Here is a 24,686-nt window from a genome sequence, read left to right as displayed (position 1 = left end):
TTATCGTTTTCCTTTGTCCTTTTTAGCGACGTGGCCACGGAAGTTGCGGGTCGGGGCAAACTCGCCCAGTTTATGACCTACCATGTTTTCCGTCACGTACACGGGGATAAACTTGTTACCGTTATGCACGGCGAAAGTGTGACCCACGAAATCAGGAGAAATCATCGACCGACGCGACCAGGTTTTAATAACCGATTTCTTGCCTGACCCATTCATTACCTCCACTTTATTGGAGAGGCGAAAATCAATATAGGGGCCTTTTTTGAGTGAACGTGCCATTATTTCTTCCGCTTGCTAATGATTAACTTGTTGGATGCCTTCTTCTTGTCGCGAGTTTTCTTACCTTTCGCTAACAGACCCTTACGTGAACGTGGGTGTCCTCCAGAAGCCCGGCCTTCACCACCACCCATCGGGTGATCAACTGGGTTCATTGCTACACCACGAACGCGAGGACGACGACCTAACCAACGACGGCGACCTGCTTTACCCAGGCTTTCGTTCATGTGGTCGGCATTCGATACTGAACCTACGGTTGCAATACCTGAACCCAGTACCATACGGGTTTCGCCTGAGGGAAGTCGCAGAATTACGTATTTCGATTCACGTCCTACAATCTGAGCGTACGTACCAGCACTGCGGGCCATTTGACCACCTTTGCCAGGCTTCAACTCAATGTTGTGAACAATCGTACCGATGGGCAGAGCCATCAGAGGAGATGCGTTACCTACTTCAGGAGCTACGCCTTCACCAGCTACAATCGTCTGACCTACGGTCAAACCTTGGGGAGCGATGATATAGCGTTTTTCGCCATCTGCGTATTGAACTAACGCAATACGAGCCGAACGGTTAGGATCGTACTCGATCGTTTTTACTTCTGCTGAAACGCCTTGTTTATCGCGTTTGAAATCGATAATCCGGTATTTACGCTTGTGTCCACCACCGATGTAACGCATCGCACGGCGACCCTGATCGTTACGACCACCTGATTTTTTCAGAGGCTCTAAGAGGCTCTTCTCAGGTTTGCTAGCCGTAATTTCGTTAAACGTCGGGGCCGAACGAAAGCGGGTTCCCGGCGTAACAGGCTTCAACTTCTTGATTGCCATTGGATTAATTGCTACGGTCAGGCTATGTCCTCCACTGCCAGCCTAACCTGTTCAAAACGCATCCTGGAGGAGGGGGATGTTGAATTAAATGCCTTGATAGAAATCGATTACTTCACCTTCGGCAACAGTAACGATCGCTCTCTTCTTGGTGGAAGTAAAGCCAGCCGTGATTTTGGTACGCGTGCTGCGAGATTTTTTCTTCCCGATTTGACGAACCGTATTCACTGACTCAACCTTCACACCGTACATTTTTTCGATGGCCTTCTTAATCTCGACCTTGTTGGCCGTAAGAGCCACTTCGAAGCCGTACTTTCCTTGCTCGTTCTGAGCCGTTGACTTTTCAGTCAGGAGCGGGCGAATGATGATGCTCATAATCTTTTGTCGTTAATCTCCAGGCCTTTCGGACCAACGGATTAGTTCAATAATGCTTCGATTTTCTCTAACGCTCCTTCAGCAATGATCAAACGATCGGCATTCAGTAAAGCGTAGGTAGTCAACTGATCTGCGGGCAGCACGTTGGCTTTGGGCAGATTCCGAGCTGACAGGAATACATTGTTGTCAGCCGTCGGCAGAACCAGCAGGGTTTTCGTTTCACCCGCCTGGAAGGCGTTCAGAACCGAAATGTATTGCTTGGTCTTAGGAGAATCGAAAGTGAAGTTTTCGACAACGGTTACTACGCCGTCTTTTGCTTTAGAAGCCAAAGCTGATTTACGAGCCAGGCTTTTCACTTTCTTATTCAGTTTGAAGGAGTAATCGCGGGGCTTAGGACCAAACACGCGAGCACCACCTTTGAAAATGTTAGCTTTGAAAGAACCGTGACGAGCTCCGCCGGTACCCTTCTGACGCATCAGTTTACGGGTTGAGCGGGCTACTTCCCAACGTTCTTTAGCTTTGTGCGTACCCTGACGCTGATTAGCCAAGTATTGCTTTACGTCGAGCCACATTACGTGCTCGTTAGGCTCAATTGCAAACACGTCCTCAGACAGTGTTACTTTCTTCGCCGTTTCTTGGCCTTGAATATTAAATACGGACAGTTCCATTTCTTGTCAAGTGCTACGTTGAGTAGAAGCAAGTGTGAAGACTCACACGAACCTATTTCTCAAGAATTACAAATGAATTTTTGGCACCCGGAACTGAACCGCTGATCACGATCAGGTTTTGCTCAGGATACACTTTAAGTACTTGCAGGTTTTGGATTTTAACGCGGTTGTTACCCATCCGACCTGCCATGCGAAGGCCTTTGAATACCCGTGAAGGGAAAGAACAGGCACCAATCGAACCCGGGTGACGCTGACGGTTGTGCTGACCGTGCGTTTGACCGCCTACCCCACCGAAACCGTGACGTTTCACAACGCCTTGGAAACCACGACCTTTAGCCGTACCGATTGCATCGATGAATTCACCTTCAGCAAACAGCGTAGAATCGATCGTATCGCCTAAATTCAGTGATTGTTCAAAAGTTTTGAACTCTACTAACTTCCGCTTGGGAGTTGTACCGGCCTTTTTGAAGTGACCAGCCAGCGGCTTGGAAGTGTTTTTCTCTTTTTTCTCGCCGAAACCTAACTGAACAGCTTGGTAGCCATCCGTTTCGACGGTCTTTACTTGCGTCACGACGCAGGGACCGGCTTCAATCAGCGTACAAGCTACGGCGGTGCCGTCAGCGTTGTAGAGGCTGGTCATGCCAATTTTCTTCCCAATAATACCAGACATCTTCTTGATTTTTAATTGGTTATCAGCTCTCCCACCTGGGGGCCTCAGAAAACGGACTGCAAAAGTAGTGCTTTTTCTGCTGTTTACCGTATCAAGACAGAAATTCCCTGAAAAATTTTGAAAACCAGTAACGTACCGAGAAGGAAAGCGGAGAGGAGACTTGCGGGGCGTACCAGATGGGCTAAAAAAAAGCCTGTACGCATCCAAAATCCCGAGATACGGGAAGAAGCATCCTGTCAGCTTACTACTCAACTCCATTGCACCTGGGCATTCAAGTACTGGAGTCAGTAACAGTTCTGACGTTCAAAACCGGGTAAAACCGAAATTGACGTGGCAACCGAACAAATAAACTCAGTGGTCTGATAATCAGAGGTTCATACAGTTCTGCCAACCATATTGAACAGCGACCTTTTGTTCGATCTTTAAACAGAGTTGCAAAATAAGCGGTTTTCTATTTGATAAACAAGTGTTTAGGAAAAGTTTTTGTAAATTTTTCTTGACACTGTAAGAGTCTGCCTTAGCTGGTTTACAATGGGCTAGTAGCTGTTGCCGTGAAGCATCGATTATCAGGTTCTAATCTGCGTGATAACTCGCTTCTTAAATTGTATTTTTTCCATAAAAAAGAGTCGGCAAGTTTCCTTACCGACTCCTCTACCTATGTACTAGTAGTTTATTACTGCTCAATGGCTTCGTTTGCAAAGGCAATCAATTGCTCGGGCGTTTTGGCTCCTGCTTCTTTTAGTACCACTTCTCCCTCGTAATCAATGAAAAACAGCGTTGGAAAACCTTCTACGGGATAGCGATCAATCAGCTTCAATCCCTCTCCCGCTTCCATATCCAGTTTCACGTTGATAAACTTGCTGTTATACAAATCCCCTACCAGTTTGTTCGGAAACGATTTGGTTTGCATCCACTTGCAGGGACCACACCAGGTTGTATAGGCATCGAGGAAAATCATTTTGTTTTCAGCTTTGGCTTTCGCTAAGGCCTGTTTCCACGTACCGTGAAAAAACTGGATTCCCTCTTTTTTAGGCTCATCCGAAGCATTGGTCTGAAAGGTCAGTCCAGTCAGTAGCAGGACTACTACGAGTCGAAGTGTTTTCATCGTGTTAAACAAGAAGGGATTTATCAGAATCAATAACGTGAAGTTCGTTGTGAAAAGTCTTTTATCCAACGAATTAACAAATAAAAAGAGCCTTCTTTCGAAAGGCTCTTTTTATTTCATCTTTAAAAATCTTTAGGCATACGTATTAAGCATGACCGGCATCACCAGCATCAAAATGTCTTCGTTTTCGTCCTGATCGTTGGGGACCAGGATACCCGCCCGGTTGGGAGCAGACAAACGTAACTGCAATTGATTGGAACTGAGGTTATTCAGCATTTCGATCAGGAATTTCGCGTTGAAACCAATCTCCAGATCATCACCACTATAGTCACAAACCAAACGCTCGGATGCCTCATTGGAGTAATCCAGATCCTCCGCTGAAATCACGAGTTCGTCCTGCGAAATTCGCAGTCGAATCTGATGAGTCGTTTTATTGGCGTAGATAGAAATCCGACGCAGCGAACTCAGCAATTCGAGTCGATTAATCGTTAAGATATTCGGATTGTTGACGGGAATCGCGTTTTCATAATCCGGGAAACGCTCGTCGATCAATCGGCAAATCATCTTGATGTTACCGAAGGTAAAGAACGCGTTCGACTGGCTAAAATCCGCCTTTACGGTTGTGTCATCCGAAGGCAGGGAAGATTTTAGCAGGTTCAGTGCTTTCCGGGGAATGATCATGGTACTGGTATTGGCCGAACGCAGATCCTGCCGACGATACCGTACCAGCCGGTGTCCGTCCGTGGCGACGAAGGTCGCATTGCTTTCCCCCAGTTGAAGATACATCCCTGTCATGTTGGGCCGTAAATCATCGGTACTGGCTGCGAAGCTCGTATTCGCGATGGCTTTACCCAACACTTCTGCCGCTACCTCAATCGATAAGGTTTTGTTAACTGCCGGAACTTTCGGGAAGTCAATTGGATTCTCACCGGAAAGTTTGTACCGACCGTTCTCGGAGACGATTTCAGTACCGAACGTTTCGGCATCAATTTTGAAGGTAATGGGTTGTTCGGGTAAACCCCGCAACGTATCGAGGAGCAATTTAGCCGGTACAGCGATGGAACCTTTATCTGAAGATTCGACCTCTATTTCGGTAATCATAACCGTCTGCAAATCAGAGGCCGTTACCGTTAGTAGACTCCCTTCGAGTTGGAACAGGAAGTTTTCCAGAATCGGAACAATCGGATTGGACGCTACGACTCCGTTGATAGCCGCCAGTTGTTTCAACAATGCCGAAGACGAGACGATAAATTTCATTGACTATCAGAAGTTTAAACGAGTTTAAACAATGTATTTTTCGGATACCCGAAAATATAATTTAGAGGGCGAAAGTACAACATTTTATCACAAGGTGTAAGATTTATTTACCAAGAGCTAAAACTTTACGTACGTTTCTACTTCAGCTAACTATACTTCTTTTAGATATGAATCTTAGCTCTAGCTTCGTTACATACATAAATAGGTGATATTTGCCCACTTTTAGGGGCACTGTAGAGCTTTCTCTACTTTTATTGCCCTGATACTCAGAAACGTTTCTAAAAACCCTTAAGCATTATTATTTAGCTCTATGCCCTTTATACTTCGTTCATGTGTTCTATCTATTCTAGCAATTCCCTTGTTACTACTTGCCTGTACACCGGCCGAACTTCAGACTCCCCCGAGTCCTGATGTAGAATTTGGACAACTCTTTGTAGATGTCCAGATGAAGGAGCTATTCCCGGACTCCAAGACCTTTGCCGACGCGGAGCCACTCATTCCTGCCAAGCAGATTTTAAGGGCTTATGAAGAACAGAAAGATAAAGAAGGGTTCGACTTAAGGGCATTTGTTAACGAGTATTTCCGCTTCCCGGATGCTCCTAATAATCACTTTGTTTCGGATACGTCTTTGTCGCCTGAGGCTCATATCAACGCCTTGTGGCCGATCCTGACTCGGAAGCCTACGGGTGAAGTGAAGGGCTCTCTGCTGGCATTACCCCGTAGCTATGTCGTACCCGGGGGTCGTTTCGGAGAGATTTACTACTGGGATAGCTACTTCACGATGCTAGGGTTACAGGAAGCAGGTGAAGATTCTCTCATTGAAGGGATGGTTTCTAACTTCGCTCACCTCATTCGGTATCAGGGGCATGTTCCTAACGGCAACCGGAGTTACTACCTGAGTCGCTCGCAGCCACCGTACTTTTCGTTGATGGTTCGATTGCTGGCCGAAACCCGCAATAATGATCAGATCATCGCTCAGTACTTGCCCGAGTTACTGAAAGAATACTATTTCTGGATGGGGGCTACCAACGAGGATGACATGAAAAAGACGGGTGATCTTAAACCGGGTGAAGCATACCGACGCGTGGTTCGTCTACCGGGTAACTATCAGTTAAATCGGTATTACGATGATAGTGATACGCCTCGTCCGGAAGCCTATAAGGAAGACGTAGCCATCGCCCAACACACCGGCCGCAAAGCCGAAGAAGTATACCGCGACATTCGGGCGGGTGCTGAATCAGGCTGGGACTTTACCGCTCGCTGGTTCCGGGACGGCAAGACGATGGGAACGATTCATACGACGGATATTATTCCGGTGGATTTGAACTGTCTGTTGTACGAACTGGAAATGACGTTGGCAGAAGGTTATACACTGATCAATGATCAGGCTCATAGCCAAAGCTTCAAAAACCTGGCTGAAAAGCGTAAGAAGGCTATTCAGCAGTTTTGCTGGAATAAGGAAGACGGATTTTACCACGATTACGATTTCAAAGAAGCCAAACAAACACCCATTGCCTCCCTGGCAGCAGTGTATCCCCTATTCTTTAATATTGCTACGGAAGATCAGGCAAGATTAGTAGCAAAGCGATTAAAAGATGATTTCCTGAAACCGGGTGGGCTTACTACTACCTTGGTTCAAACCGGACAGCAATGGGATGCTCCCAATGGCTGGGCTCCTCTGCACTGGATGGCTATTCAGGGCTTGCGGAATTATAAAGAAATGGACTTAGCCCAAGAAATCCGGGATATCTGGGTGGAAGAAAACGTTCGGGTTTACAAAGCCACGGGCCGTATGGTAGAAAAATATAATGTGTACGACACTTCCTTGCTCGGCGGCGGCGGTGAATATCCGCTGCAAGATGGCTTTGGCTGGACGAATGGCGTACTTCTAAAGCTACTGGCAGAAGAGAAGAAGACTGAACATAAGCAGTAAAAAAAGCGAGGGCCGTATCTGATTTTACAGATACGGCCCTTTTTTTAATTCGTCAGGTGATGAAAGATTTCCCAATTCATTTGCGGTTTTAGATCGGGTTCCGTTTGTAGTACGGTCAATACTTCATTGAAAAATGCGTGATGATTGGCCCGATTCGAGAACATTATCAGCAAGACGTCTTTTTCAGGAATACGGATAACTACATTACTGAAACCGCTGGTTGTGCCGCTGTGGAATAACTCGATGGGAGATGTTCTTCGAATAAACCAGCCTAAACCGTATCCTGAACCGGGTAACTCCGGAAACGTAAAAGCTATCGTCTGCAATTTTTTGATTAAGTCTAAGGGCTTGCCCTGCTGTAAGGCCTGATGCTAGCGAAAGTAATCGGCCAGCGAGGTATACACACAGCCATCTCCCCGGGTAGCACTCGTCAGACTCTGATCGGATTCTTGCGTATTTCCTTCGTCCGTGACGGTATAACCCAAAGCCCGATGCGGATACGCTTTCCCAGCTTCGTATACAAACGTTTCTTTTAGGCCCAGGGGCAGAAACAGTCGTTCTTTCATGAACTTCCCATAAGCCTGACCGGACACCCGTTGAACCACCATGGCCAGTAAACAGAATCCTGAATTACTGTATCGAAATTGAGTCCCCGCTTTAAAGTACGTTTGCGTTTGATCCTGCAATAATTTAACTACATCTTCATCCAGAATCTGACGGTGCCAAGTACTGTCCATCAACTCTTCATAATCCCGAATACCTGAGGTATGCGTCAGTAAATGTTGCAGGGTAATGTGCAAAGATAGCTCCGTACGAAATTCCGGGAAAAACTGACTTAAAGGATCCGTTAGTTTTAGTTTTCCCTCTTCTTCCAGCAGCAACACGCCCATGGCAGTAAACTGCTTAGAGACGGAAGCCATGCGAAATCTGGTTCGCAAACTGATTTTCTCCCGCGTATTCACTTGAGCCCTCCCAGCCGTTCCCGCATACACAATATTCCCCTTATGTATTACGCCGATGCTTACGCCCGGCCCGTTGCCCAGAATCTGGCGAGCCAATAACTGATCCAGCCGTGTAATAAGAGACTAAGCCTGTACGCTATTACTTACTAAGCTTAGAAACAGCCACATTCGAACTACGCTTTGTTTTAGAGTATTCATTGTTAAGGAAAGAATTATCTAGCCCTTTAGGATCTATTTCATCGGATCAGGTTGAATTATTCTCAAAAGAATAAAACTGGCAATGAACGTAAAAAACAGGAAGTTTTGAAAGGTTTTTATGCCTTTGTATTTGGCTAAACTTAAGCATTGAAAAATTAGGTTTTTTCAATGCCAATCATAAAATTGCCGTTCGTTTGCCTTTAAATTAATTTGGATTGAGAACCGTTTTGCTTCATTTCCGCAAAACTGAATCCGTTCCCCTTCCAAAAATTGCATCATTCCGTACCTCGATTCCTATTCCCTTAAACTCACGTTTTGGGATAGGTATACACGAATTGATCAGCGGACCTTCCCGCTTTAAACTTATGAAAGTTGCTACCTCCCAACCGTTTTGTCTCATCTACTCGCTCTATCAGCACGAGTACCTAGGCTATCTTTGGGAACCGTTTATTGTCCAGCTGAATGATCGCGGTGAACTTACCCTTCTGCATCAATCCATTTCCTCCAAGAATATCAATGAGTTTGCTGAACGGCTGGACGATACTGATTTTGAGTTAGTAAAACTCATCGATGCTATTCAGCAGGAAGTAGTGATTAAAAAATTCAGCTCGAAGAAAACGACCCCTACTGATTTCTTTCTCAAAGTCTTCGATAAAAACAAAGGCGATAAAAACGTTCAGGATTCCATCTGTAACTACATTGAAAGCCACCGGGCCAAGATTTGTCCGCTCTTAGTCGACAAACGCGTCTTCATTATGGGCAACGATGGCAATCCGATTCGTGAAGAAGTAACCATTCCGACCGAACCCGCTTCGGTACGTTTTCATGTCATGCGGAATGCCGACAATACGCACTATTATCCAACTATTCGGCATCAGGGAGTAAAAGTGGAGTTCCAGCATCGCGACGCGATCTTACTGGGCGAAGATCCGGCCTGGCTTTTGTTGGATGCGAAGTTGTACCATTTCAAGCCAGCCGTTGATGGCAAAAAGCTAAAACCCTTTTTTCATAAAAAGTTTATTGTCATTCCTAAAAGCATTGAAGAGGACTATTACCGCAAGTTTGTTTCTTCTCTAATTACACTCTTTGACGTATACGCAAAAGGCTTTGAAATCCGTTCGGAATCTTTTCGTCCCATACCCCAACTAAACCTGAGCGAAAACTTTATTGAATCGGCTACGGCGGGTTCTTCGGCGTCTTCAGCAGTAGCAACGGACACCGATGTAACGCTTACCTTATCATTTAATTACGGCGATCATAGTTTCCGATTCGACAGCTTTACGGCTTCGGCTAACGTGAGTATGGAGACTCGCGAGGACGAGTATATTTTCCATAAAATTCAGCGGGACATTCCTCGGGAAAAGGAAACCATACGGATGTTACGGGAGCGAAATCTGCATTTACGAAATGGGCAGGCCGTACTGCCAAAGGCGGAAGCTTTTTCCTGGATTCAGGATCATTACGAGCCGCTGCTCGAACAGGGTTTTGTCATTAGTCAGAGTCCAACCGACAGCAAACGGTATTTTCTCGGCTATTCGTCCCTGCAGCTTTCCATACACGAAAACCGTGACTGGTTTGACATCTTCGCAGTCGTGCGGTTTGGTGAGTATGAAATTCCTTTCCTACAACTTAAACAGTTAATTCTGGATAAAAAACGGGAGTTTACGCTGCCTAATGGCGAGGTTGCCGTCATTCCCGAATCCTGGTTTTCGCAGTACTCTGAGCTGTTCGCCTTTGCTAATGACCATGACGACGAGGATCATCTGATCCTTCATAAACACCACATTTCGCTAGTACAGGAGCTACAGGAGGAAAGCCTGGCCGCTACTATCATTAACCGAAAGCTCGAAAAACTACGGGATTTCGAGGAGATTGAAGCATATCCGTTGCCCCAAGGACTCAACGGTACCCTTCGTCCTTACCAGAAAGCTGGCTACGACTGGCTCCGCTTCCTGAATCAGTACCAGTTTGGGGGTTGCCTGGCCGATGATATGGGTCTGGGAAAGACTCTACAAACCTTGTCGCTGCTGCAATCGCAGTACGAAAACGGGGCGAAAGAAGCGTCACTGATTGTCATGCCCACGTCTTTGCTATACAACTGGCAACTGGAAATTAAGAAGTTTACTCCCATGCTACGCGTCCTGGTGTATACCGGCACGTACCGTGAAAAAAACATCGACCTGTTTAATCAGTACGATATTGTATTAACCTCGTACGGCATTGTGCGGATTGATGTGGAGTTGCTCCAACGTTATCCGTTTCACTACATCATTCTGGATGAATCGCAGGCTATTAAAAACCCCGGTTCTAATATTTCCAAGGCCTTGTCACTGCTGCAAAGTCGGTTTCGACTCATTCTGAGTGGTACCCCGTTGGAAAACAGTACGATGGATTTGTGGAGCCAAATGAACTTTGTTAATCCGGGCCTGCTGGGTAGTCAATCCTTTTTTCGGAACGAATTTCAGATTCCTATTGAAAAGCGGGGCGATGAAAAGAAAACGCAGCGGCTTTACAGTATCATCAAGCCGTTTATGCTGCGGAGGCATAAGTCGCAGGTAGCCACGGAGCTTCCCGAAAAAGTAGAATCTATTCAGTACTGTGCGATGTCGGAGGAGCAGGAAAAAGCCTACGAAGAAGCGAAGTCGTACTACCGCAACATGATTCTTCAGCACATTGAAGAAGAAGGAATTGCTAAATCCCAGATGGTCGTGCTTCAAGGTCTTACGCGTTTGCGTCAGCTGGCGAATCACCCGAGAATGGTGGATTCTGAATACGAGTTCAGTTCGGGAAAATTGGAAGAAGTACTGGCAAAAATTGAAACCGTAGTCGGCGAAAAACACAAGATACTCATCTTCAGCCAATTCGTTAAACACCTGGATCTGGTCAAGTCCGAACTGGAAGAACGCGGGTTTCCTTATGCGTACCTGGACGGCAATACGCAAGACCGACAGGGGCAGGTCGAGCTATTCCAGACGAATGAACAGGTTCCTATTTTCTTGATTTCACTCAAGGCAGGGGGCTTGGGTTTAAACCTTACCGCAGCCGACTATGTGTTCATTCTGGATCCCTGGTGGAATCCGGCCATTGAAGCTCAGGCCATTGACCGGGCTCACCGAATTGGGCAGGATAAAACCGTGTTTACGTATAAATTCATTTCTCAGAATACGGTGGAGGAAAAGATTCTGGCTCTTCAACATTCCAAACAACGATTAGCCAGCGAACTAATTACGACCGAAGATACTTTTGTAAAATCCCTCTCGAAGGAGGATGTACTGTCGCTGCTGGAGTAAGGAGTAACTCCCTCTGATTGAATATTTTTCGTTCTAATTTTATGGTATTCTCTACCTTTGTAAGGTTAAACTTACAGGTAGTCGTGTCACGTCAAAAACTCCATTTTTTTGCTCATAACGCCCAGACCGATAACGTGCTGGAGCCACCCAAGCCCTTATTTTACGCCATCAAAGGCCACTGGCATGACCAGTTTTTCAAGAATGAAAATCCACTGATTGTAGAGATTGGATGTGGTAAGGGTGAATATACGGTAGGACTGGGAAAGGTATTCCCGGACAAGAATTTCGTTGGTGTGGATATGAAAGGCGACCGCATGGCTCGCGGCAGTAAGCAGGCTATCCATGCAGGGCTCACCAACATCGGTTTTCTCCGAACCATCGTACAGGATGTAGAACTATACTTTGCTCCTAACGAAGTGGATGAACTCTGGGTTACGTTTCCGGATCCACGGCCCCGTAATCGGGATATTAAACGTCGGCTCACGCATCCTCGTTTTCTACGTATGTACGCCAGTATGCTCAAGGAAGGCGGTATCTTCCACCTGAAAACGGATAGCGATAGTCTGTTTGATTATACCCTTGAAACCCTCCAAGCCTTCGGTTGTGAAAACCTGATTTATACCCGGGATTTATATCAATCCGAACTCAACATGCGGCACTTTGGTATTAAAACCAGGTACGAAACTCTATTTTACGAGCAAGGGTACAGCATTAAATATCTCAGTTGCAATCTGACGCCCAAGCTTACGGAAGCCGAAGAGCAGGCCTTAATGATGGATGAAACCGAAGTAACCGTTAGTATTTCGGAATAAGCAAGCATCTTAAAAAGAAAAGAGCGACGAGCCTCATGGCCCGCCGCTCTTTTCTTTTTAAGATGCTTATACGCCCTGCATCATACTTAGACGGCGGTACATCCCTTCTTTCTGCTCCAATAATTCAAGGTGCGTGCCTTGTTCGATAATCTCCCCGTGCTGTAATACCAGAATTTGATCGGCGTGCTGAATAGTACTCAGGCGGTGAGCAATCACTAGCGTCGTCCGGTTTTTCATCAGTCGGGTCAAGGCTTCCTGTACTAGTTTTTCTGATTCCGTATCCAGTGCAGACGTTGCTTCGTCCAGAATCAAGATCGGTGGATTTTTCAAGATAGCCCGGGCAATGGAAATACGTTGCCGCTGACCTCCCGAAAGCTTACTTCCCCGATCGCCAATTGTGGTTTGATAGCCCTCGGGCGTTTGAATGATAAACTCATGGGCGTTGGCAATGCGGGCGGCTTCTTCTACCTGCTCGGGCGTAGCGTTAATACCAAAGGAGATATTATTAAAAATCGTATCGTTGAAGAGAATGGATTCCTGCGTTACGATTCCCATCAAATTTCGTAACGATTGCTGTGTCACCTGCCGAATATCCATACCATCGATCAGAATCTGACCGCCCGCTACATCGAAAAATCGCGGAATCAGGTCAGCAATCGTTGATTTCCCACTGCCTGATGAACCGACTAAAGCCACCGTTTGACCTTTCGGAATGGAGAAGGAAATGTTTTTTATTACGTTCCGATCTTCCTGATACGCGAAGGTGATGTTTTGTACCTCAATACCCTGCTGAAAATCTTTCAGTACAGTCGCGTTGGGTTGGTCCTCGATCAGTCGCGGCGTATCCATCAACCGGAAAATGCGATCCGCTGAAGCTTTTCCACGTTGCATCCCTGAAATGGAATTGGAAATTTCCTTGGCCGGTCGGGTAACCTGTGAAAACAGTACAATGTAGGCAATGAAATCCTTGGCATCCATGCCCGATTGTCCGGAAAGTACTAACCCCCCACCATACAACAGAATGCCCGCCACGACGCATACGCCCAGTAACTCCGAAAGCGGTGAAGCCATTTCCTGCCGATAAATCATGTTCCGCCAGACGCGGTAATACTTCCGGTTTTCGCGGTCAAATTTCTCCCCGATAAACCGTTCGGCGTTAAAGCCCTTTACGACCCGAACCCCGCCAAAGGTCTCTTCGATTACGCTCAGAATATTAGCCATGGTCAGCTGAACTTCAATGGCGTGTTCTTTCAGGCGTTTACTCAGCAAACCAATGATGGCTCCGGACAGGGGAATGACGACCAGGGAGAACAAGGTCAGTTCTACCGATAGATAAAATAGCGTAATAAAGTAACCAATCAATAAGATGATTTCCTTGAAAATGGCCCCAAAAGCCCGACCAATCGAACCTTCTACTTCCAGAATGTCCGTCGTCAGGCGAGCCATCAAATCTCCTTTGCGTTCATTGTTAAAAAAACCCAAGTGCAGACTGATGATTCGTTCGAACACGGCTGAACGGAGATTCGTAATGGTAGAACCCCGCATTTTTTCAATGACCCGACTCGACAGGTAACGAAAGATATTCGATAGAAAAACCGAGCTGATGATTACTACGCAGACAAATCGCAGGGCGGCCAGTTTACCGTGATTGGTAGTTGCATCGTAGAGGTAGTACTTAAACAAATCAATGAAGTACTGGGGCTCCCATTCAAAAGTGGGCCGGGCCACAACCGCTGCGGGTTGTACATCAAAGAGTACGCCTAGCAAGGGGCCGATCAATGCGAAATTGAGAATTCCAAAGAGACTCCCCAGCAACGAACAGATCAGATAGGGAATCACAAACCGACCTAAGGGCTGTGCGTACTGTAAAAGGCGTAAATATGTTTTCATCTATGTTACCAAAAATAACCTGCTCAAAAGAATAAGCAACGTTATGATTATACGGCGGCGGAATTTGTGTCAATAGTCGGTTCTACTTGTACAAAAGTAGGGGCCGTTCGCTTTTAGGAATACTTTAGACGAGATAAAGATTAAATAATTTTCTCGGTGGAAGCGTAAAACTACGTTCTCAGGAAAGCTAGTATAGTTATCATTAAGCCTCTAAAAATGAAGTAAATGCTGACTTTCTCCCTAACTATTCAATCCTTCTGATCCTCTTTTTGCTCTTTACTATAGGTACAGCGAAAACCCGATAGCGGCCCATCAAACGCTTTTAGCTAATTTCGAATTCTTTTGTGGTTAATCCCTTTATCACTTATTGCCCAGCCATGTACTTCGAAAAAACCTTGAAAACGTTCGTATACGTTCTCTTTTCAGCCCTACTAGGATTAACCGCTTGTCAGTCGGAAGAAGAAATTAAACGGCAGCAATACGTAGCCGAAGGATTTGATCTGTACAAGAAGAGCTGCATGAATTGCCATCAGACTCAAGGTGAAGGAATGGCTAATCTGTATCCACCGCTGGCTGGCTCCGATTTTCTTACGGCCTCCAATAAAGCCCTTGTCATCTGTGGCATGCGGAATGGTTTTCAACATCCGCTACGCGTAAACGGAAAGCTGTATCGCCAGCCCATGCCCGGTAATACGGCACTAAAAGCCCTGGACCTAGCCGTATTGACTACCTTTTTGTACAATGAATGGGGTAATGAAAAGAAGATTACGGATGTAACCGAGGTTGAGAAAGCGTTGACAAAGTGCCCTTAGCCTTACTCAGGAAGATCATTCACCTGCATCTGGCTATTACGTACTTTTCCCAGACCATATTGCTTAAAGTCCTGCGTAGCCACCAGCCCCGTACCGTTGGTAACCCCGGTGGGGGTTCGGCTGGTTACGGGTCGATCTGTATAGATACGTTTCCGATCGGGGCTCCAGAACAGCTCGTCCGTTTCGAGAGTTTCCTGCTTAATCCGGTTTTCAATTTTCACGTGTCCGATCATGCGATACAGATTCTGCATCCGAATGTAACGGCCAGAATCCGCCCGAAGCCAGGTATGTTCGGTACCGGCTTTATCGTAAAAATACAGTCGGATCTCTTTGGGAAAGATCCGATCGCCCGTTAGCAAATCCAACTGAACGGGCGTTACCATACGGATCACTTTGTGCCCCGAATCGCTGTATACTACTTGTACATCGTACGTTTCCTGTTGAGGCCCGGTATAGGGCTTTGAACTAACAACCTGTTTTTCTTCACAGGCCATTAATCCAAATGCACTCAACAAAATACAGGTAAGAAAAAGCGTTACTTGTCTCATGGCTTCGATCAACTAATCGACCACCTGACGGTAGAACCACTGGTCGCTGATGGTGAAACCAAGATTAATCCGAAAGAATTGTTCCTTGATAATGCCCGTACCTTCTTTTCCCCGCTGACCTACCGTAAGGCCAAGGTTCGCATCCGAAAGACCTACTTTCGTCAGCGGTAAACCCATACCGATGGAAAGGCTGGCTTCGTGAATCCGCTGACCACGAACACTGTAAGGCATTTGACTAAAATTGAGACCAAAACGGTAAGGGATGCGATTCCAGTACGTGGATGATACTACGTTGGGGGTATACTCCAGACCTGCACTGATCTGGTAGCTATCCTGCATATTTTGGTTATTACGGTTGAAATCCCGATAGTTTGACCATTGCTGCATGGCGAAATCAGCCGTAACGGCAAGTCGATAAGGATTTTCAAACGTTAAACCCACCCGATAACCTCCCGGCACCGTAACGCGTCCGCGGCTATTATAACTTAGTGTATCACTAGCGGCAATAGGGTTTTCGCCCAAAAGGGTGGATTGCGTACTTACCCGTGTTGTCCGTAGCCGCGTGGGTAAATCGTAAGAGCCCCCAATGTTAAGATACCGTTTGTCGCTGAATTTAAAGCGGTATGCCAGTCCTCCCTTAAAGAGGAAATTACGTTGTTGATCAATGTCCGTAAAGAGCAGCGTATAGTCGTTCCCATCGCCCCGTAAGGTTTGCGTAGAAACTTCCCGCGTTAGATTTCCGAACAGGTACGAAGCCGATACCCCCGCGTACAGGTTCTTATAGACACGAAAGCCGTTAACGAAGGATACTTTATTCATCCCCCCTGACCCTTTGTACTCGGTTAACGAGGAAAAAAGTTCACCGGGAATGGTGTTGAATCGACGGTTATTATAATCCAGGTAACTATAGGGCATGTAGTTGATACTGGAGGTCCAGCGACTGTTGATGGGAAAAGCCATTGCCAGATAATTTAGGTTTCCCCCCACTACATTTTGCTGAAGATTGCCCTCTTTCAACTGCTTCGACTGGATAAGCGTACCGACTTCAAGCGTCGTAATACGGTTACGGGCAATCAGTGCTGGATTTAAATTATTGATAAATAAGCCATTGGAATAACTTACGCCCGCCCCACCCATCATCTGCTGACCTGCAAATGCATCACTAAATCTTTCCCCAATACCGTACGTAGAATAGGGCGTATTACCCAAGCCCTGACCCACTGCTTGTAATGAACAGAGTCCGGAAAAAACCAGTACTGCCCCAAACGAGCGGCTAACGGATGACTGAAGGCGGGTAATGATTGACTTTTTAGACATTATAGTTTAAAATTCGGTATAGGCCCAGCAGGACCAGTTCGGGGGCTGCAAATATCGGTTCTTTCAGTCGAGATTCAAACAGAGGAGCATCCCCTCCACACAAAATGACTTGAAAATCAGGATAAATACTACGGTATTGTTCGATGAGGCCCTGTACTTCGGCGATTAGCCCGTATAAAACACCACTTTGCATGGCGTGAATGGTGCTCTTGCCAACTAGGGGTGGAAAGGTCTCGGGTACTTCTACCAGAGGTAATCGTTGGGTAAACGAATGCATGGCCTTAAATCGCATACGGAGCCCCGGAGAAATCAGGCCGCCGTGAAAATTATTTTCCGTATCTACGTAATCGTACGTGATACAGGTACCCATATCGATGACTACTGCATTACGGTCAGGAAACAAGTGCCGAGCTCCAATGGCTGCCGCTACGCGGTCGGCTCCCAAGGTATGGGGTGTATCATACCGTTTAATTAACGGTACGGGCGTTTGGGGAGTAAGCCAGAGGATCGGGGAAGGCAGAAAGGCGAACCAGCTACGTATTTTATCTTCCGCATGCCCCGTGGAAGACAGGACCACCCGAACGGGATTGCGTTCGCGAACATACTCCAGCAATTCCGGTATGGTAAAATTCCAATGCGTTTCCTCCAAATGTCCATCCGCCGTAAAAAGGCCGGTTTTGGCGTAAGTATTACCCAGATCAATGGCCAGAGCGTACGTTTCTGATTTCAAGTTTTAAGCTTTGTTAGGCATCTTTGCGAATCGCAACGCGAACTTCAAACCAGAATCCCGAAACTCAAAATAATCCGGTGTCTTCTCATCATATCATCCGCGAAAAACAGGAACCAGCCTTGGTTATTGCCAATGGCGAAGCCTGTAGTTGGGAATTACTGGCCCAATTGCTGGAATGGTCGCCCCTAGTAGTCGTATTGGACGGAGCCATTAAACGTGTACTGGAATTGGGCATTAAGGTCGATGTACTGTTGGGAGATTTTGACCGGGATATTAACCTCGACGAAATTCGCCAGGCTCAGTATCCCATTGAGTTCGTCCATACACCTGACCAGAACAAAACCGATCTGGAAAAAGCCTTTGATTTCCTCGTCGAACGGGGTCACGAAGCCGTAAACGTGGTCTGGGCGACTGGTCGTCGGGCCGATCACACGATCACCAACATTACGAACATCGTCCGGGTACGCGATCAGATCAAAGTGGTCCTATTGGATGACCATTCTCGTATTTTCCTGCTCGATTATCACTACGAAAAATGGTATACGGCCCATACGCCGCTTTCGCTCATCCCCGTGGGTACCGTGGCAGGTATTCGTACCGAAGGGTTAACGTACAATCTGTTTAACGAATCGTTGCAAATTGGTTATCGTACGGGTAGTAGCAACGAAGCCGCTCAGGACGGCATGGTCAAGATTTCGTACGAATCGGGGGATTTACTATTGATGGAATGTTGGGATTAAATAGTAAAAACGCCCCTTCAGGACGTCTTTACGAAAAATCTTACTGAACGCGGTAGCTCACCTTCGTCGCCCCTACCCGACCGTCGGAACAAGCTCCTTCCAGCTGAGCCTGAATCTGGGTAGCGTGATCGGTATTATAAAACGTTACCCGAGCCTTCCCATTTTCGTCCGTTTGTACGTGCGGATTCCAGTATAGCGTCGAACGGTAGTCGGGTCGTAAGTTCTCGGGGGCATCCACGCTGTAATCCGGCGAATAGAACTCTCGTACTTTGGCGTACCCGTCCAGCATCCGTACCAATTGTCCGGGTACCGCTTCCTTCGACCAGTCGTACGTCGTATTGCCGCGTTTGGTTAAAATCGAGATTACCCCTCCCGAAGCCCGCGAGCCATAAATGGCGGCCGATGCTCCTTTGAGTACGTCCACATAATCCACCTCCGTGGGCGGAATCGTAGCCACAGTTTGTTTATCCACCGGCATACCATCCAGTACAAACAACGGCTCCACCACGCCAGAAAAATTCATAGCTCCGCGAATCTGTACCGTATAATCCATTCCACCGCCTGTAATGTTCAAACCAGCTACTCGCCCCTGAAGAACCTGAAATATCGAGGTAGCTCCGGACGAATTCATCTGGTCGAACTTAACCGTCGCATCGGCATGACCGTAGATTTTACGGCCATCCATATCTTCCGGCCGTCGGGCTTTCACCGTTATTTCTTTGAGTAAGCGTGCTTTGTCGAGCCGAAATTGCCGTTCGATCTGCAGGTTTTCATTCGCCCGGCTCAAGTATTCAGCAAACGCTTCTGCCTGCATATCAACGGGTTGAAAAGGCGTTTTGGTTAGTCGTACCGTAGGTTGAGGAAACCCGTGCAACGTAACGCTTAGATTGCGGTCATTTTTACCGGCAACGGCTTGTACCATCACTTTCACTGAATCACCAAAGTACAAATTATGGAACGCATAAGAGCCATCGGCTTCAGCGGATACAGCTTCCAACACGGGAGCCTGACGGGGCGGGGTCATAAATAAGGTGACGTTGATGCCCTTCTTCTCCAGAATTTTACCGTTAGGTCGGGTAACTTTACCAGTGAGCGATAGTCCCTGCTCCACCCAATACGCGGGGTTTTTCGGTTCTTCTGTCAGAATCTGTTTCCAGTTAAAGCGTCGCCAGCCCTGCGTCATCATCAAAAAATCCAGGTGTAAAACTGCATTTGGATTTTGTGGATCGAAATAATACCCCGGTTCTTCGATGAAGCCCTTCAAATCTGAACTCATCAACAGATACGAAACCAGCGTTTGCGGGTATCGCTCCGGCGTTACTTGCCCGGCATCCGTTACCGTTAGTGAAAAATCACCGAGTACAGGTCGGCCCGCGGCATCTTTGGCTTCAAAATCCAGGGTTACTTTTTCGCGGGGTTTGTACGCGGCTTTATCCGTTTTTAACTCAAGACTGAGTACACTATTGGGCTGACGAACGTAGGCCAAACGCTCAGCGAGTGGTTCGGCATTCGCTCCGAAAAGCGTAAACTGTACAATCCCTTCTTCCGTAAACTTGACCCGCGGTACATTGGCGACAAACGTTTTCTTGCCCGTTGTACCCTTGGCTACAAACAATATTTCTCCCCGCATTTGGGCAACAATGTATAGTTCTTTGTTGGCTTCAGTAGCAGGCAACTGATTGAATATAAAGACCCGAATCATGTCTTTATTCGACAGATTATCGACAATTAGTACGTGACCCTGGGGCTGAACGTTGGGTAAAGGGACGCGTTGAGTGCTTGTACCGTGTTTGACTATCGCCGTGTACGTTTTCCCCGCCTGAGGAGTCATCATAAATCGACCCATCCCCAGGTGTTCGGACTGAAAAGCGGTAACCGTATCCTTGTCGTTCTCCAAAATCACTCCTTGTATGGCAACACTCCTTCCCGACTGATTAATGGCTTTAAATCCAACCCGAGATTCAATATCCTGTACCAGATCGCCACCTTCCGGAAAAAATTGTATCGAACACTCTTCCTTGGCCTGAACTACATTTCGTTCGGTAACGGTAGGCTGATACACCTGAAATTCCCGGGTAAAAAAGAAGTCTTCATCGAAATTCCGCATCCAGTTGGTGTAAGCCCGAATCTGATATTGGCCTTCCTGAAGCGTATCGGCCAGATAAAAATCACCCGTTGCCATGCCTTCGTTGGGAAGAAAACGTTTTTGCAAGAGCGTTTTTCCATTCCTGATTAAATCCACGTACAACACCCGGCTTACCGTATCCGTCCGATGGCTAGCCGCATCAAACAAATATCCTTTAAACCAAATGGTTTCGCCCAACGCATAATAGGGTCGGTCGCAGTGGATATATACTTTTTCCTGAGGAAATTCCCGCTGGTAAGCATTAAAGCGATTTACGATTCGAGTTAATACGTCTTCGGCAGTGAAGGCCAGTAACAGGCCCAAACCCGTAAACGCGGGAATCAAGTATCGCATAAGTAGGTAAGGTTAGGAGGGGTTGAAACCGAAATTAAAGCTGATTTTTTTATTACAAAAAGAATATTAAATGGAATATTTTGATAAAAGTTGAAAATTTTTAATTTTTTTTAATTAAAAAAAGAGTATAAATCAGCTAAATGCTACTCTTGTATATAGAAGTAATTGTATTAGGTTTTGTTCAAAAATCCCTTTTTCTCTGAGGAAGGGATTTTTTATATTTTTACTGCTCTCTTACAGACCATCGTAATAAGCAATAGCCTGGCTTACTTCCTGCCAATTTCCCAGCTTGGGTTGCTTACTAAAGTACGCTTCCATCTCCGACGCTTTATCCTTTAAAGCCGCCAGTATGCTCTTCTTATCCCGTTTGATCCGTACTAATGATCCATCCGTTTTAACCAGATAATGATCCGTATCCAGGTTAAACTTAATGTGAACGTTGGCATCATTAAATTTTTTCAATTCCTGCGTCTTAGCGTAATGATATTCCAGTAGTTTAGTTTTTCCATCATACAGCACTTGGTAGAAAGAGTTTGCATTCTGCTTATCTACGGGGGCAAAACCACTACGAAAAATCACGGTACTGTCACCCAACCGGAACTCTTTGATCAGCATTTCAATCGTGTAAGCAACCCCTTTCATTAATTGCTCCGGCTGACCCGTATACGCATTGAAATTAAGTTGTCCCTGATATACTCGTCCATCAGCCAGACGAACGATCCCCGGCTTAAATTCTTTGTTCAAATACGGTTGATTGTCATACTCCAGAGCTTGGTATTCATTGACTCTGCCGGGGGAGTTCAGCATTGGAGAGTTATTGAACTGGGCAAAGCCGGTGTGTGTAGCTACAGTTATGCCCAAGGCAAGCAGTAAGCGAAAGGTATACATAATCTATCAGGAGGTTTTGGTTAAGGACCGTACGGAATTCAAGATACGCAGGTATTACATTTTATTAGTTACTGTACTAGTAATTTTATGGACGTTACCCCTGGTTAAAGCCTGCCGTTTTACTCCGGTAGCCGGAAGGCAACAAAACGATGTAGGAACAAAACGAGGCCAATTCCCCAGTTGAATTCAGTCCCGTACCACAAGATTCGTCTCAAGGGCGAAACAAGACATTTTTTTTCAGTCGTGCCCCCGTAAAAACCTGAATTTTACCGTTGCTTGTTTGCAGGAGCCGCGAGGCGAGTACAAAAAGACTCGTTTAATCCCGGCAATTTATACGAGTAAACCCCTACCCAGCGTTGAACCTTGCAAGACATCCTTGGTCTTCCGCTGGTTCCTTTGCACCTTTGTAATTATACACCTTTCTCATTGCTATGTTTAAGTTGCTTCCGGGTCCTTATAAGCAAATGATCCGTCAGATCTGGCGGTTTACGCTTGTTGCTTTAGGATCCTTCTTTTTATATATTCTGGCCGTCTACTTCAATCTGTTCAATCTGTTCGGCGGCATGCCTAGCCTGAAACAGTTGGATAACCCACGGAATGAGCTAGCCTCAGAAATTATATCGTCTGACGGTGTCGTACTGGGTAGTTACTTTCTGGAAAACCGCAGCCCGGTCGAATTACAGGACATCTCTCCCAATGTTATTAATGCCCTCATTGCTACGGAGGACGTTCGTTTCGTTAAGCACTCGGGGATTGATCCGAGAGGGATTGGTCGATCGGTTGCCGGTATGGGGAAAGCCGGGGGTGGTAGTACGCTGACGCAACAGTTGGTAAAAAACCTGTTTGAAGCCCGCAGTGAACGCTACAAAGGGATTTTGGGCGATGTACCGCTGGTTAAGCTTCTGATTATTAAAACGAAAGAATGGATTACAGCCATTCAGCTGGAACGCCGGTACACCAAGCAGGAAATCATGCAGATGTACCTCAATACGGTTGAGTTCAGCGACAATGCCTACGGAATTCGTACGGCTTCCCTGCACTATTTCAGTAAAGAGCCTTCGCAATTGTCGGTGGAAGAAGCTGCGGTACTGGTAGGGATGTGTCAGAACCCGGATCGCTTTAATCCGCGGATGCACCCGGAGGCTTCTAAAAACCGTCGCAATATTGTAATGCAACAAATGGTGCATTACGGCTTTCTAAGCCCCTCGCAGTACGAAGGTTATCAGGCCGACCCTATTGCTTTGCGATTAAAATCCCTCAACCACAATAGTAATCAGGCTCCGTATTTCATTGCGGTTATGCGGGATCGACTGTTGCAGGAAATTGAAGAACTCAACCGGCAACGTTCCAGTGATGATCCCTTAGATCTGTACACGAGCGGACTCAAAATTCACGTTACGATTGATTCGCGGATGCAACGCCACGCCGAAGATGCCTGTATGGAACACATTCAGGAACAACAGCGACTCTTCAATGCTCACTGGAAGGGTCGAAATCCTTGGGTAGATGAAGGGGGACGCGAGTTGAAAGGCTTTATCGAGAACCGTATTGCTCCCCGTACGGAACGCTACCGGACCCTGAAACAAAGTTTCGGCGACGACAAGGAAAAAATCTGGAAAGGATTGAATACGCCCGTTCGGATGCGAATTTTCTCCTACCGCGGCGAACGCGATACCACCATGACCCCCCTGGATTCCATTCGCTACTACAAGCGGTTCATGCACATCGGGATGATGTCAGAAGATCCGAATACGGGTCAAGTGAAAGCCTGGGTAGGTGGTATCAACTTTAAGTACTTTAAGTTCGATCACGTCAAGCAATCGCGTCGCCAGCCGGGTTCTTCGTTTAAACCTTTCGTATACGCCACGGCTATCGACAAAGGATATACCCCCTGCGATATGGTGGAAGACGTTGCCACCTGTATCGGTAACTGGTGTCCTAAAAACTACGATGGGGGTGCTTCAGGCCGCAGTATGACGCTTCGACAGGCCATTGCCAAATCGGTCAACACGATTTCGGTTCAGTTAATGAAGAAATTTGGGGCAGAAACGATTATTGAATACGCCCATCGACTTGGCGTAAAATCACCAGTTCCTAAAGATGTAACCATTTGTTTAGGCACATCCGACGTGAACCTATTCGAAATGGTAAACGCCTATTCAACGTTCGTAAATGGCGGCGTAGCCTGGGATGAACCCCAGACCATTTTACGAATTGAAGACCGCTACGGCAACGTACTCCGGAAATTTGAAGCCACTACGCACGATGCCCTAAGCCCCGAAACGGCCTGGCGAATGGTATACATGCTTCAGGGAGCTACCCAGGAACCCGGTGGTACTTCCGCCCGCCTGAATCGGGAGCCTTGCGGCCAGAACAATCAGATTGGTGGAAAGACGGGGACTACGTCAAACTACTCCGATGGTTGGTTCATGGGCGTTACGCAAGGACTCGTGACGGGTGTATGGGTAGGCGGCGACGAACGCTCGATTCACTTCCGGACGGGTGCTTTAGGCCAGGGTGGTCGAATGGCTTTGCCCGCCTGGGCCAAGTACATGAACCGCGTGTATGCCGATCGTTCGATTGGCCTTCAGAAAATTCCGTTCAAGAAGCCAGCGAATGACAAAGTCTGTGACAATCCTTTCGGAGATCGTTCGTACGGCGATTCGACCATTGTGATCCCTAACGAAAAGCGGCCTGCGGATGGCGAACTTCTGTAAGAAATCAGTAATACAAAAGAAGCGGCTCTTGAAGAGTCGCTTCTTTTGTTTGTTAGTAGGTGTCGCTTGGGGTAGACCCTAAATATATCAACAGGTTTTGTTCAAAAATCCTACAATTTTATCCAGTTAACTTTCCATTTCAAAATAAAAGCCAACTTTTTATATACTTTTTTAAATAAGCCTTCTACCTTTTGC

Annotated in this window: 19 protein-coding genes and 1 pseudogene; 6 read left to right on the top strand and 14 right to left on the bottom strand. The window is 46.6% G+C overall.

The genetic code is table 11. The annotated features are described in order from the left end of the window. From rpsS to dnaN, 7 genes are all read right to left on the bottom strand, one after another. The gene (gene rpsS / locus C5O19_RS00660; protein WP_104709471.1) at positions 1-279 is read right to left on the bottom strand and encodes a 30S ribosomal protein S19; all 279 of its coding nucleotides are present in this window, start codon (positions 277-279) and stop codon (positions 1-3) included. Continuing rightward, entirely contained in the window at positions 279-1,103 is an 825-nt protein-coding gene (gene rplB, locus C5O19_RS00655; protein ID WP_094816337.1) for a 50S ribosomal protein L2, read from the bottom strand. Before rplB ends, rpsS begins: the two co-directional genes overlap by 1 nt. An 84-nt stretch (positions 1,104-1,187) precedes the next feature. Next, positions 1,188-1,475, bottom strand: a complete 288-nt coding sequence (rplW, locus tag C5O19_RS00650; protein WP_094816335.1) for a 50S ribosomal protein L23 — start codon at positions 1,473-1,475, stop codon at positions 1,188-1,190. Positions 1,476-1,516: 41 nt separating this feature from the next. Beyond that, positions 1,517-2,143 carry a 50S ribosomal protein L4 gene (gene rplD, locus C5O19_RS00645; protein WP_104709470.1) on the bottom strand — a complete coding sequence of 209 codons (627 nt, stop codon included), beginning with the start codon at positions 2,141-2,143 and terminating at the stop codon, positions 1,517-1,519. A gap of 52 nt (positions 2,144-2,195) precedes the next feature. Next, positions 2,196-2,813, bottom strand: coding sequence for a 50S ribosomal protein L3 (gene rplC / locus C5O19_RS00640; protein WP_104709469.1), 618 nt, complete (start codon positions 2,811-2,813; stop codon positions 2,196-2,198). Positions 2,814-3,486: 673 nt separating this feature from the next. Further along, entirely contained in the window at positions 3,487-3,918 is a 432-nt protein-coding gene (locus C5O19_RS00635; protein WP_104709468.1) for a thioredoxin family protein, read from the bottom strand. 132 nt (positions 3,919-4,050) lie between these two features. After that, positions 4,051-5,175: a DNA polymerase III subunit beta gene (gene dnaN, locus C5O19_RS00630; protein ID WP_104709467.1), complete on the bottom strand. Its 1,125-nt coding sequence runs from the start codon at positions 5,173-5,175 to the stop codon at positions 4,051-4,053. A 310-nt stretch (positions 5,176-5,485) separates the two neighbouring features. On the opposite strand from dnaN, the gene treF reads away from it, so the two are divergent. Then, positions 5,486-7,108: an alpha,alpha-trehalase TreF gene (gene treF / locus C5O19_RS00625; protein WP_104709466.1), complete on the top strand. Its 1,623-nt coding sequence runs from the start codon at positions 5,486-5,488 to the stop codon at positions 7,106-7,108. A gap of 44 nt (positions 7,109-7,152) precedes the next feature. Here the strand turns inward: treF and C5O19_RS26180 are convergent. After that, positions 7,153-8,166, bottom strand: a pseudogene (locus tag C5O19_RS26180) (serine hydrolase domain-containing protein). A 467-nt stretch (positions 8,167-8,633) separates the two neighbouring features. Here C5O19_RS26180 and C5O19_RS00615 point away from each other — a divergent pair. Beyond that, positions 8,634-11,558 carry a DEAD/DEAH box helicase gene (locus C5O19_RS00615; protein WP_104709464.1) on the top strand — a complete coding sequence of 975 codons (2,925 nt, stop codon included), beginning with the start codon at positions 8,634-8,636 and terminating at the stop codon, positions 11,556-11,558. Between the two features lie 83 nt (positions 11,559-11,641). Beyond that, the gene (gene trmB, locus C5O19_RS00610) at positions 11,642-12,370 is read left to right on the top strand and encodes a tRNA (guanosine(46)-N7)-methyltransferase TrmB (RefSeq protein ID WP_104709463.1); all 729 of its coding nucleotides are present in this window, start codon (positions 11,642-11,644) and stop codon (positions 12,368-12,370) included. 66 nt (positions 12,371-12,436) lie between these two features. Here trmB and C5O19_RS00605 read toward each other — a convergent pair whose 3' ends face one another. After that, on the bottom strand, positions 12,437-14,260 hold the full coding sequence (locus C5O19_RS00605; RefSeq protein WP_104709462.1) for an ABC transporter ATP-binding protein: 1,824 nt from the start codon (positions 14,258-14,260) through the stop codon (positions 12,437-12,439). A 395-nt stretch (positions 14,261-14,655) separates the two neighbouring features. On the opposite strand from C5O19_RS00605, the gene C5O19_RS00600 reads away from it, so the two are divergent. Continuing rightward, on the top strand, positions 14,656-15,072 hold the full coding sequence (locus C5O19_RS00600; RefSeq protein ID WP_243406295.1) for a c-type cytochrome: 417 nt from the start codon (positions 14,656-14,658) through the stop codon (positions 15,070-15,072). A 2-nt stretch (positions 15,073-15,074) separates the two neighbouring features. Here C5O19_RS00600 and lptC read toward each other — a convergent pair whose 3' ends face one another. Genes lptC through C5O19_RS00585 form a run of 3 tightly spaced genes read right to left on the bottom strand, consistent with a single transcriptional unit; the run spans position 15,075 to position 17,667 of the window. Then, positions 15,075-15,620, bottom strand: coding sequence for an LPS export ABC transporter periplasmic protein LptC (gene lptC / locus C5O19_RS00595; RefSeq protein WP_133163283.1), 546 nt, complete (start codon positions 15,618-15,620; stop codon positions 15,075-15,077). Between the two features lie 12 nt (positions 15,621-15,632). After that, positions 15,633-16,937, bottom strand: a complete 1,305-nt coding sequence (locus C5O19_RS00590; RefSeq protein ID WP_104709459.1) for a hypothetical protein — start codon at positions 16,935-16,937, stop codon at positions 15,633-15,635. Beyond that, the gene (locus tag C5O19_RS00585) at positions 16,930-17,667 is read right to left on the bottom strand and encodes a type III pantothenate kinase (protein WP_243406294.1); all 738 of its coding nucleotides are present in this window, start codon (positions 17,665-17,667) and stop codon (positions 16,930-16,932) included. The genes C5O19_RS00590 and C5O19_RS00585 overlap by 8 nt, the downstream gene beginning before the upstream one ends. A gap of 77 nt (positions 17,668-17,744) precedes the next feature. Between C5O19_RS00585 and C5O19_RS00580 the strand changes: the two genes are divergently transcribed. Next, positions 17,745-18,407 (top strand): thiamine diphosphokinase, encoded by a 663-nt coding sequence (locus C5O19_RS00580; RefSeq protein WP_104709458.1) that lies wholly within the window; start codon positions 17,745-17,747, stop codon positions 18,405-18,407. Positions 18,408-18,447: 40 nt separating this feature from the next. Here C5O19_RS00580 and C5O19_RS00575 read toward each other — a convergent pair whose 3' ends face one another. Together C5O19_RS00575 and C5O19_RS00570 are read right to left on the bottom strand one after the other, a co-directional pair. Beyond that, the gene (locus C5O19_RS00575; RefSeq protein WP_104709457.1) at positions 18,448-20,886 is read right to left on the bottom strand and encodes a TonB-dependent receptor plug domain-containing protein; all 2,439 of its coding nucleotides are present in this window, start codon (positions 20,884-20,886) and stop codon (positions 18,448-18,450) included. Between the two features lie 234 nt (positions 20,887-21,120). Beyond that, a complete protein-coding gene (locus C5O19_RS00570; protein WP_104709456.1) occupies positions 21,121-21,774 on the bottom strand; it encodes a hypothetical protein in 654 nt (217 codons plus the stop codon). A 431-nt stretch (positions 21,775-22,205) separates the two neighbouring features. Between C5O19_RS00570 and C5O19_RS00565 the strand changes: the two genes are divergently transcribed. Then, the gene (locus C5O19_RS00565) at positions 22,206-24,491 is read left to right on the top strand and encodes a transglycosylase domain-containing protein (protein ID WP_104709455.1); all 2,286 of its coding nucleotides are present in this window, start codon (positions 22,206-22,208) and stop codon (positions 24,489-24,491) included. Positions 24,492-24,686 lie beyond the last annotated feature (195 nt).

This window comes from Siphonobacter curvatus, assembly GCF_002943425.1.
Classification (GTDB): domain Bacteria; phylum Bacteroidota; class Bacteroidia; order Cytophagales; family Spirosomataceae; genus Siphonobacter; species Siphonobacter curvatus.
The sequence above is the reverse complement of the archived record's forward strand: the minus strand, read 5'-3'. Positions and strand labels throughout refer to the sequence as shown.